Source organism: Dyella sp. 01N36 (assembly GCF_056399745.1).
In genome coordinates, this window is record NZ_JBFTRY010000129.1 from 1 (window position 1) to 10,504 (window position 10,504).

The following is a 10,504-nucleotide window of genomic DNA, read 5'->3' on the forward strand; positions in this document are numbered from 1 at the left end:
CGTCCAAGCCTGAACACCATGCTCGCCGCACCGCGCGCTGAACGCACGAACTCACGATCAGCAAAGCTGACGCGTTGTTGACGCGTCCTTCGCGGAAGACGCAGTCTCATCGGGTCGTATATCCAGGAGAGGCACCCATGAAGCGGCTAGTCTGGTCCGTGCTGTTGCTGTTCGGCTTGGCCACCCCTGCCGCTTTTGCGCAGGGTTTGAACGGCGTGGTGACGACGTATGCCGACCTTTATGCGGGTCCGGACGCCGGCTATCCCACCATTGCGCAGCTCCCACCGGGCACGGCCGTAGCCATTCAAGGGTGCACGCAAGGCTGGGGCTGGTGCGATGTGATCACACAGGGCTTGCGCGGCTGGGTGCCCGCGACCTTCGTGCAATACACCTATCAGAGCCAGCCGGTCTATGTGGCCGATTACGGCGCGCGCATCGGCATTCCCATCGTCGCGTTTTCGATCGGCGCGTATTGGGGCTCGTACTACACCAATCGACCGTTCTATCGGAATCGCGATTACTGGTATAGCCGTCCATATGCGCCGCGTCCGCCGCCGCGTCCGCCGGGCTGGCATCCGGGTTCGCGTCCGCCGGCGCATGGTTATCGACCGCCCAATGGCGGGTATCGTCCGCCGCCGAACGGTGGCCATCGTCCGCCGCCGCAAGGCAACCGACCGCCGCCGCAGGGCAACCGGCCGCCTCCGAATCAGGGACACCGGCCGCCATCGAACAACCGGCCGCCGCAGAATCCGGGTACGCATCCGCCGGGCCAGACCAGGCCGCCCGGGGGCACACCGCCGCAAGGCCATCGACCGCCGCCCAATCAGGGCGGTCACCCGCCGCCGAACCAGGGTGGCAACCGGCCGCCGTCGGGTCATGGCAACAGCAAACCGGCGCCGAAACCGCATCCTGAGTCGGCCAAACAAGCCGCCTGATGCCGCTCCCTGTGCTGACCAAGCCGGCCGCCCTCGCGCGTCGGTTTGTGTCAGCGCACGTCGGTCCCTGCCTGGCCGTCGCTGTGCGGATCAGCCCGGAACGGCGGTGTTTCCCGACGTTATGGCGCAATTGCCACACAGCGCGTGTGGCATGACTCTTGCCCCTGATTCCAGCAAGGAACGGAGTTCGGGCAGGACGCCGTCGGTTCATCCAGGCATGCGTGTTCGGGCCTGCGGAGTTGCGCTCAGCCCCTGAGGTGGGACGCTTCATCCGTGACCTGCAAGCGCAATGCCGCTGCAGCGGACTTAGCCATGAGCGTCAACGCACCCGTCTGGTCAAGGCGACGACCGTTCTCCGTCACGGTCCGCTTGCCTCTGGCTGCGGCGAACGACGGTCAGCTGCATCGACGTCGCTACATGCCGGTTGGACTGAAGTTTGTGCTCGCCCTTGCCGTCTCGCTCAGCTGGGCCGCGTTTGCCTATGCCACGGCGCAGCACTGGCTGGGCGAATTCCAAACGTCCGGCCAGCAGCTGATGGCGCATCTGCTGGTGCTTGGCATCGCGGTACTGCCCGCCTTCATGAACACCTTTCTCGCCGTGGGCTTGCTGCTCGACCGGCGGCCGCCGCGCTCGCACTTCGCCGACAGCGACTTTCCCAGCGTGACGATCCTGATCGCCGCGCACAACGCGCAGGACACGATACTCGGCACGCTGGCCAGCATTGCGATGCAGCGCTATCCCGCGCCCATCGAAGTGATGGTGATCAACGATGGTTCCACCGATGCCACGCTTGAGCGGCTGCGCGGCGAGTCCTATCCGTGGCTGGAAGTGCTCGACCTCAAATCCGCCGGCGGCCAGGCCAATGCGCTCAATGCGGGGCTGCGGCTGGCGTCCTACCCCGTTACGGTGACGCTGGCGGCGGATGCGCACCTGCATCCCCAGGCCTTGCGTCGACTGGTGACGCGTTACATGAGCGATCCGCCGAACACCGCGGCGGTGGCGGGCGCGGTACTCGTGCGCAATTCACGGCAAAGCCTGGTGACGCGCATGCAGGAGTGGGATTACTTCCAGGGCATCGCTGCCAACAAGCGTCTGCAAAGTCTGTTTCAGGGCACGCTCGTCGCGCCAGCCGCGTTTTCGCTGTACCGCACCGACATCCTTCGGGTGATCGGCGGCTGGCCGGCGGGCGCGGGCGAAGACACCGTGCTGACCTGGGCTTTGTTGAAAGACCATCATCGCGTCGGCTATTGCGAAGACGCCATCGCATTCGCCCGCGTACCCGCGTCGCTCACACCGTTCCTGCAGCAACGCGGCCGGTGGTCTCGCGGCCTCATGGAAGCATTCAAGGCGCACGGCTCCCTGCTGTTCCGTCGTCGCCTGAGCACTTTCCTGATCTGGTGGAACCTGCTGTTTCCCTATATGGACCTGGTCTACACCATTGCGGTGTTGCCCGCCGTACTGCTGGCCTGCATGGGCATCTATGGCCTGGCTGCCGCGATGCTGGCTTTCGTCCTGCCCGCGGCCTTGCTCGCCCATGGGGTCATCTACGCCGTGCAGGCGCGCATGTTCCGCGACCTCGGACTGACCGTGCGGCGCAACCCATTCGGCTTGCTTGGCTACGCCGTGCTTTACGGCCTGGTGCTCAAGCCGGCTAGCGTGATGGGCTATCTGTCCGGACTTCTGACGCGTCGGTCACGCGACTATTCGCGCTGAGGACCACGGCCACCAGCCGGCACGCTGCTGCGCGTAGCGATCGGCGGCACGCTCAAAGCGATTGCGCACGCTGATGCCGCCGCACAAGGCGTACAAGGGCAGGAACAACGGCCCCAGCACCATGTACTGGTAGACATGCGCCCGCTCGTGGTCCGCCAGCGAAATACACGGCTCCTGGCGATGGCCCGCGCGATGCGCATAGGTGAAACACGGCGTGTCGAGCTCGTCGCACGAATACAGAATCACATTGCCCAGGGTCAGCGCCCCGCCGCTGCCCCGATGCGGCATCCGCCGAAACGCCAAGGCACATTCACGGCGGCGCCACTGAGGCCGGGCACCCCATGGCACGCAGGCAAGGCCGGCGAGCAGGCCCAGCACACTGTTGGGCAGCGTCCATAGCGCGCCTGCCAGCAAGACGAGCCGGCGAGCTGCCGTGTTCCGGCCTTCACGCTTGCGCACGCCAGGGCTCCTTGTTTACCGCGTCGGCGGACACCATCTGATGCTGCATCGAGTTTTGGCCATCGAGGCCTGCCATGTCCACTCCGCTGACTGTTCCCTGCCCCCACTGCGCAGCTCTCAATCGCGTGCCCGAGGATCGCCTCGGCCAGCATCCCGTCTGTGGACGCTGCAAGCAGCCGCTGTTCGAAGGCAGGCCGATGGCGCTGGACGTCAACAACTTCGACGCCGTGGCGACCCGTGGCGACCTGCCGGTGGTGATCGATTTCTGGGCGCCCTGGTGCGGCCCGTGCGTGAGTTTTGCGCCGGTGTTCGCCGAGGCCGCCAAGAGCCTGGAACCGCAGCTGCGGCTGGCCAAGGTGGATACCGAGGCGCAACCGGCCCTGGCTCAGCGCTTCGGCATCCGCAGCATTCCCACCTTGCTGGTGCTGCGCAATGGCCATGAAGTGGCGCGCCAGGCCGGTGCGCTCAATGGCATGCAGCTGCGCCAGTTCCTCGCCAACGCGCTGCGCTAAAGACTTACGAACTGCACGACAGCATCGAGCAGCCCGCCTTGTGCATCGCCCAGGCGGGCCGCTTCTGCGCGTAGCGTTCGCGACCGGGTTGCTCGTCGTAGGGATGGCGCATCACCTCGAGCAGTTCGTGGATGCCGCTGTAGTCGCCTTGCATGGCCAGGTCGATCGCTTCCTGCGCGAGATAGTTGCGCAGCACGTAACGCGGATTGGCGGCGTGCATGTGCAATCGGCGCTGACCTGCTGAAAGAGCGTCGCGGCGCGCGCGTGCGGCATAGCTGTTTAGCCACGCCTGGAACGCAGGCTCGAATGCCTGCCGCTTGGCTTCGTCGTAAAACGCATCACGCAACGGCGCCAATGACGGCTGTGCCGGATCGACGTCCGCCAGAGCACGGAAGAACAGCGTCATGTCCACTTCCGCCTCGGTCAGCAGCGTATACAACTCCCGCATCAGCTCCACGTCGCCGTCGTCACAGGCTGAAAAACCCAGCTTGGCCGCGATCATGTCGCGATCCGCCTGCGCGTACACGGCGGCATAGCGATCCAGTCCCGCCTGCAAGGGCTCGGTACCGCTGAACAGCGGCGCCAGCGCCATGGCGAGACGACTGAGATTCCACCACGCGACATTAGGCTGCTGGCCAAATCGATAGCGGCGACGACCGGCATCGGTGGTGTTGGGCGTCCACTCCGGATCGAAGTTGTCGATCCAGCCATACGGGCCGTAGTCGATGGTCAGTCCGAGGATGGACATGTTGTCCGTGTTCATCACGCCGTGCACGAAGCCCACGCGCATCCAATGACTGACCATCAGCGCGGTGCGTTCGCAGATCTGCGCAAACCACTGTGCATACAACGCCTCGCCCTCGCCCCGGCATTCGGGGAAATCACGCGCGATGGTGAAATCGACCAGCTGCTTAAGCAGCGCAATATCGCCACGCGCCGCCGGCAACTCGAAATTGCCGAAACGTAGGAACGATGGCGCGACGCGACACACGATGGCACCCGGCTCCTGCTGCGGATGTCCGTCGTAGAACATGTCGCGCACCACCATGTCGCCGGTCACCACCAGGCTGAGTGCGCGGGTGGTTGGTACGCCCAGGTGATGCATCGACTCGCTGCAGAGAAACTCGCGGATCGATGAGCGCAGCACGGCGCGCCCGTCCGCGCCGCGCGAATACGGGGTCGGTCCCGCCCCTTTCAGCTGCAGTTCCCAGCGCTGGCCATCACGCGTGAGTACTTCGCCCAGCGATATCGCACGCCCATCGCCCAGCTGATCCGCCCATACGCCGAACTGATGGCCGCCGTAGTTGGCCGCGAAGGGTTGCATGCCCTCCAGCAACGCGTTGCCACCCAGCACCTGCGCGAGCCCGGGGCTTTCCAGGTCGGCGGGGGTCAGGCCCAGGGCCTGTGCCATCTCCGGCGACCACGCCACGATGCGGGGCAATGCCACGGGAGTGGGCTCCAGGCGGGAATACAACGCGCCCAGCACCTGGCGCTGCCGGGAACCCTGTTCAGGATCACCCGGCAGCTCGCGCACGAAGGCGTTATCGAAGTTCAAAGTAGGCATGGCGTCTGCTTGCAAAAGACGAGAATGAAAGCGCTGTTCCGCGCCATGGAAATCCGTGCTTGAGCGGGTAAATCGCAGATCATTGCGCTATTCACCTTTGTGAAGAATATGACGCTTGCTTGCGTTGGACTTAAGACGTTTTTCATGGCCTATTGGCATTTGTATATCGCCCGTGAAGCTGCTTATATGTAGGCTGAACGGCCACGCAGGGGTGGTCCGGAGCGACGACATGCACATGCTTCTTGCCCGTTCTGCGTTAGAGCGCGGAATGCAGCTAGTAGCAGGGATGCTCAATCATCAGGACACGCAGGACGTCCGCCACCACAACGATCAGGACCGCAGCAATTTTCAGCTGGTGTCCTGGCAACCGGGCGCGCACTCTCGCCGCGAGGACGAACTCGCTCGACGTCGCCAGACTCCGTTCGGCTGAAAACCACGCAACGCTCCGCGCGCATCAAGCACCTGATGGTGCTTCAAAGATGCGCGCGATCTCGTGATCTTCAAGCGCGCGCCATTCCCCGGGCGGCAGTCCGTCCAGCGTGAGTGCGCCCACGGACACTCTCGTCAAGGTCTCCACGTGATTGCCCACCGCGGCAAACATGCGCCTGGCCTGGTGATAGCGACCTTCGGTCAGCGTGACGCGCGCGAGGCGCGGCGCCAGCACGTCGAGCCTGGCCGGTTCCAGCGGTTCGTTTTCCGATTCGAGCATCATCGTGCCGCTGGCGAAAAGCGCAGCTTCGTCGCCGCGCAGATCGGAGGCCAACGTCGCCTCGTACACTTTGGCCACCTGCGCCTTGGGTGAAATGATCCGGTGCAGCAAGGCACCGTCGTCGGTGAACAGCAGCAGGCCCGAGGTCTCGCGATCAAGACGTCCCACCGTGGACAACGCTGGATCGCGCACGCGATAGCGCGGCGGCAACAGGTCGTACACCACGCGCCCGATGTCCTTGCGTGAGCACGTGGCGCCTAGTGGCTTGTTCATCATCAACACCAGGCCGGCCGGCGGATCGAGCGGCTCGTCGTCGATGCGGATGTGTTCGTGGGGCAGCTTGTCGTCGGCGTACAGCACGTCGCCGTCGCTATCGGTGATGCGTCCCTCGCGAAACATCGCCGTGACTTCTTTGCGGCTGCCATAGCCGAGGTTGGCAATCAACTTGACCAGTTTCATGCGCGCACTCCGCGTGCTTCGATCACTTTGAATCCGTCCTGCGTCACCACGGTGCGTACCTCATTGAAACGTGCGGCCAGAGTGGCCTCATAGGGAAGATGGCGATTGGCCACCAGCCAGAAGCGGCCATGCGGYAGCAAGGCGTTGGCGGCGGTATCGATGAAGGCGCGACCCAGCTCGGGGAGATCGGCGCGGCCTTGATGAAACGGCGGGTTGCTCACGATGGCGTCGTAGCGCCGCGGCAATCCCTGGGTGACGTCGTGCCAGTGCGCGGCCCATGTCACATCGCGGGCGCTGTCCTGTTGTGCACGCTCCAGATTCTGCCGCGCGGGTTCCAGCGCGCGCGCCTCCGCTTCGAACAGATCAATGGACGACACGGCGGGACAGCGCACCAACAGCTGGGTCGACAGATAGCCATAGCCGGCGCCCAGATCCGCGACGCTACCCGCCAGATCGGCTGGAAGATGCGCTGCCAGCAAGGCGGAGGCAGCATCCACGCGATCCCAGGCAAACAGTCCGGGGCGGCTGACGAAGCCTGCGTCGTTGAGGCGCGGCGCGTCCAGCGATGTCCAGCTCTCCAGCAGATCGAGGTTCACCTGCGAACCCAGCGGCCGGGTCCAGAACACGCGGCACTTGTGCTTGGACAGCTGGCTGAGCGGCCCGGCCACACTGGCCAGATCACCCTCGGCCGACTTGGCGCCCTCGGCATTGGGAACGGCGGCAAGCACCACGCCGCCGTCCGTGGCGCGACGCACGGCCTGCGCGAACAAGGCGCGGGCCTCATCGCGCTGGCGCGGCGGCAGCACCAGCACCAGCGGATAGCGTTCCGCCCCGCCCGGCGCCGCCACGGTGAGACCGCTGYGCGCCAAGGCCTCGGCGAACGGCTTGAAACTTTGCTCACATACCCACGACTTGCGCGCCATCTCACGCAGCCGAAAGCCGTCGCGGGCACGCAGGAACAGCACGCGGCCATCGGCCGGCTGCGCCAGTTCGCCCGTTTCCAGGGGCACGAACAGGGCCTCCAGCGCCGCGTCCTGGGCTGCGGGAGAGAAAGAGACGGGCATCGGACAGGCGGGTCCTTGGGTGGGCGCCCTATGTTACCAACCGACGCGCTCCGTCATTCAGGCGCGAGCAGCTCCAGCTCGCTGACGAACTCCCGCGGCATGCCGCTGATGGGATCGACGAAGTGCAGCCGGCGGGCCAGCAGCTGCAAGGGCCGCGCGTGGTCGTCGGCTTGCTGCTCGGGCAGGTCCGGATAAAACGGGTCGTACAGGATGGGCGCGCCCAGCGCGGCCATGTGCACGCGCAGCTGATGCGTCTTGCCGGTGACCGGTTCCAGCGCATAGCGCCAGTGCTCCGGGCGCCGTTCAAGCACGTCGATGACCGTTTCGCTGTTGGGCTCGCCCGCCACCTCGTGCATGCGGAAGAACGGCTCACCTGCTGCGATACGGGATTTCCGCACATGAGGAAATGACAACCCGGGCAGTGGCGCCGCCCAGGCCTCGTAGCGCTTGCTGATCCGGCGTTGGCGAAACAGTGCCTGATAGGCATCGCGACTGGCCGGATCGGCCGAGAGCATCACCAGCCCGGCGGTATGGCGGTCGATACGATGCAGCGGCACCAGATCGGCATTGCCCAGGGTGCGCCTCAACCGCGCCAGCACCGTTTGGTCGACGAAACCGCCCGCCGGCGTGACCGGCAGAAAGTGCGGCTTGTCCACCACCACCAGGTGCGCGTCGACATGCAACAGGGTTTCGTGAAAGGGGATCGGCATTTCTTGCGGCACTTCGCGGAAATAGCGCACGCACAGCCCCACGCGATACGGCGCGTCGACATCCAGCGGCAGACCCGTCTCGTCGAGCACGCGGCCGCGGGCGAAGCGATCCTGCCATACGCTTCTTTCGATACGGGGAAACAGCGCACACAGTCCGTCCAGCACCGTGCCCCATGATCCCTGGGGCAAGTGCACCGTGCTGGCAGCGGGAGGAACAGACATCGGCAACTCCGCATCGACGAACGGCAGCTTAAACCGCCGCGGTCATGCTGCCGCGAAAACGCTGCTGCACCGCCAGGGCGGGAAGTCATCGATATGTCTTACGGCGTACACCGTTCCAACGCGTGGGGCGTTGGATAAACTCAGCGAACGACGGGTTTGACACCCGGGGATGGCGTCACCAGAGCGCGCCGATCACCAAACGAGGCAGCACATGGATCAGCCGGCAACCCGTGCATCGCACGCGCTCACCTGGAAACGGTCACACGCATGGCGTCCCGCCGCGTGGCTGGCCGCGCTTGCGTGCCTGGCGTTGCCGTCGCTGCATGCGGCCACGCTGGATCCGGCCGTGCTGCCCCAGGTGCAGGGCGCCACGTTCGAAGTGGTCATTCCCAAACCGGTGAACGACCCCCTGAGTTATGAGAAGCCGCTGCCGTTCGACCAGCTCCCCTACCAGCAGCGCACTGACAAGTACTACTCGGTCGGCACCGCCTTTACGATTGGCGAGAACCGCTACGTCACCGCCGGCCACGTGCTCGCGATGGGCATCGACAGCCTGATGGGCGAACCTGCCGTGCGCGATGCCGGCGGCCATGTCTATGCGATCGACAAGATCACGCGTTACTCGCTGCACGAAGACTTTGTGGAGTTTTCGCTGAAGGATCCGCCCAAGGTGACGCCGCTGGCGGTGAACACGCAGCCGGCCATGAATGAAGCGGTTTACGCGGTAGGCAATGCGCTGGGCACCGGCATCGTGATACGCGACGGCCTGTACACCTCGCAGACACCCGAGGAGCAGGACGGCCGCTGGAAGTGGCTGCGCTTCTCTGCCGCCGCCTCGCCCGGCAATAGCGGCGGCCCGCTGCTGGACAAGGACGGCAAGGTCATCGGCGTGGTGGTGATGAAGTCGCCCGACGAAAACCTCAATTACGCGCTGCCGATCGACCTAGTGCTGAAGGCGCCCGCCAACCTCGGCCAGATCGATACGCGCGAGAGCTATCAGCTGGACGTGATCGAGGACAAACACACTGGACCGTTCAAGGCGCAGTTCCCGCTGCCCAAGAGTTTTGCGGACTTCAGCGCGACCTACCAGAAGCTGCACAACGCCGACGTCGACCAGAAACTGCACGATCTGCTGGCCGAGAACGCCGCCACCATGTTTCCCAATGGCCAGGGCGCGAACCGGCTGTTGCACGTCAATTCCGATCTGAGCGCCTTTCCGACCCTGCTACACCGCAACAGCAACGGCAACTGGGTCAGCGCCCGGGCGAACGAGAACAAGGCCCAGCTGCCCCACAACGGTTTCATCAGCCGTGCGCTGGTGGGTCAGCAGGTGATGTTTCACCTGCGCAAGCCCGACGACGTGACCAGCAAGCAGTTGTATGGCGATTCCAAGCTGTTCATGGACCTCCTGCTGAAGGGCGCGCCGATGCAGCGACGCGTGGGCTCCGAGCTGGTGAAGATCACCTCGCTGGGCGCGCCGTCGCTGCAACGCAGCTACACCGACGCCTACCAGCGCCGCTGGCAGATACGCGAATGGCAGATGGCGTACGACAACCAGCTGGTGATCGTCTTCCTGCTGCCGGTGCCTGACGGTTACGCGGCGATGGGCCGGGTCACCGAGAACCGCACCGAACACGAAGACATGGCCGACCTGACCCAGCTGGCCAACTTCGTCGACGTGTCCTATAGCGGCACGCTGGCGCAATGGAAGGAATTCCTGGCCAATACCGAGTTGTTGCCCAGCGTGCTCTCCGACATCGCCATCCGCTTCGACTATGGCGACGACTTCAAGTACCAGTCCAAGCGCCTGGGTTTTGCCTATACGCCGTCGCTGCAGAAGATCGACCCGGACAGCCAGCTCGTGCTGGGCATGTCCTACTTCCAGGATCACGGCAAGACGGTGTGGGATGTCTCCAAGGTGGAAGTGAAGTCCAACGTGGAGAACGCCGAGCATGTGATGGTGAACCGTCATGTCGCCCCCACCGACGACCTGGACGACAGCTTCCGCAACCACTGGGGCAAGATCGTCCATCGCGATCATCCGGACGACGGCGTGCCGTATAGCGAAAACGACATGACCTACATCGGTACCGTGGGCGGCACCAAGACCAGCGGCGAGACCAAGCCGGATGTGCTGTACACCGCGTTCTACGGCGT

The 10,504-nt window shown here is 64.8% G+C and carries 10 protein-coding genes; 5 read left to right on the plus strand and 5 right to left on the minus strand.

Annotation, left to right across the window (positions count from 1 at the left end; all coding sequences use genetic code 11):
* The first annotated feature begins 137 nt into the window (after positions 1 to 137).
* Both AC1DMG_RS16140 and AC1DMG_RS16145 read left to right on the plus strand, forming a co-directional pair.
* The gene (locus AC1DMG_RS16140; RefSeq protein WP_477176326.1) at positions 138 to 935 is read left to right on the plus strand and encodes an SH3 domain-containing protein; all 798 of its coding nucleotides are present in this window, start codon (positions 138 to 140) and stop codon (positions 933 to 935) included.
* A 312-nt stretch (positions 936 to 1,247) separates the two neighbouring features.
* Positions 1,248 to 2,648, plus strand: coding sequence for a glycosyltransferase family 2 protein (locus AC1DMG_RS16145; RefSeq protein WP_477176325.1), 1,401 nt, complete (start codon positions 1,248 to 1,250; stop codon positions 2,646 to 2,648).
* Here the strand turns inward: AC1DMG_RS16145 and AC1DMG_RS16150 are convergent.
* Entirely contained in the window at positions 2,628 to 3,107 is a 480-nt protein-coding gene (locus tag AC1DMG_RS16150) for a hypothetical protein (RefSeq protein ID WP_441605092.1), read from the minus strand. The genes AC1DMG_RS16145 and AC1DMG_RS16150 overlap by 21 nt on opposite strands.
* Before the next feature lie 74 nt (positions 3,108 to 3,181).
* Between AC1DMG_RS16150 and trxC the strand changes: the two genes are divergently transcribed.
* Positions 3,182 to 3,619, plus strand: a complete 438-nt coding sequence (gene trxC / locus AC1DMG_RS16155) for a thioredoxin TrxC (protein WP_477176324.1) — start codon at positions 3,182 to 3,184, stop codon at positions 3,617 to 3,619.
* A 4-nt stretch (positions 3,620 to 3,623) separates the two neighbouring features.
* Here the strand turns inward: trxC and AC1DMG_RS16160 are convergent, their stop codons facing one another.
* Positions 3,624 to 5,183, minus strand: a complete 1,560-nt coding sequence (locus tag AC1DMG_RS16160; protein WP_477176323.1) for a protein adenylyltransferase SelO — start codon at positions 5,181 to 5,183, stop codon at positions 3,624 to 3,626.
* 229 nt (positions 5,184 to 5,412) lie between these two features.
* Between AC1DMG_RS16160 and AC1DMG_RS16165 the strand changes: the two genes are divergently transcribed.
* Positions 5,413 to 5,613, plus strand: coding sequence for a hypothetical protein (locus AC1DMG_RS16165; protein WP_477176322.1), 201 nt, complete (start codon positions 5,413 to 5,415; stop codon positions 5,611 to 5,613).
* A gap of 24 nt (positions 5,614 to 5,637) precedes the next feature.
* Here the strand turns inward: AC1DMG_RS16165 and AC1DMG_RS16170 are convergent, their stop codons facing one another.
* Genes AC1DMG_RS16170 through AC1DMG_RS16180 form a run of 3 tightly spaced genes read right to left on the minus strand, consistent with a single transcriptional unit; the run spans position 5,638 to position 8,347 of the window.
* The gene (locus tag AC1DMG_RS16170) at positions 5,638 to 6,351 is read right to left on the minus strand and encodes a pseudouridine synthase (protein WP_441605088.1); all 714 of its coding nucleotides are present in this window, start codon (positions 6,349 to 6,351) and stop codon (positions 5,638 to 5,640) included.
* Positions 6,348 to 7,415 (minus strand): class I SAM-dependent methyltransferase, encoded by a 1,068-nt coding sequence (locus AC1DMG_RS16175; RefSeq protein ID WP_477180761.1) that lies wholly within the window; start codon positions 7,413 to 7,415, stop codon positions 6,348 to 6,350. The genes AC1DMG_RS16170 and AC1DMG_RS16175 overlap by 4 nt, the downstream gene beginning before the upstream one ends.
* A gap of 53 nt (positions 7,416 to 7,468) precedes the next feature.
* Positions 7,469 to 8,347, minus strand: coding sequence for a pseudouridine synthase (locus AC1DMG_RS16180; RefSeq protein WP_477176320.1), 879 nt, complete (start codon positions 8,345 to 8,347; stop codon positions 7,469 to 7,471).
* 211 nt (positions 8,348 to 8,558) lie between these two features.
* Between AC1DMG_RS16180 and AC1DMG_RS16185 the strand changes: the two genes are divergently transcribed.
* On the plus strand, positions 8,559 to 10,504 hold a 1,946-nt coding region (locus tag AC1DMG_RS16185; RefSeq protein ID WP_477180762.1), incomplete at its 3' end, for a S1 family peptidase.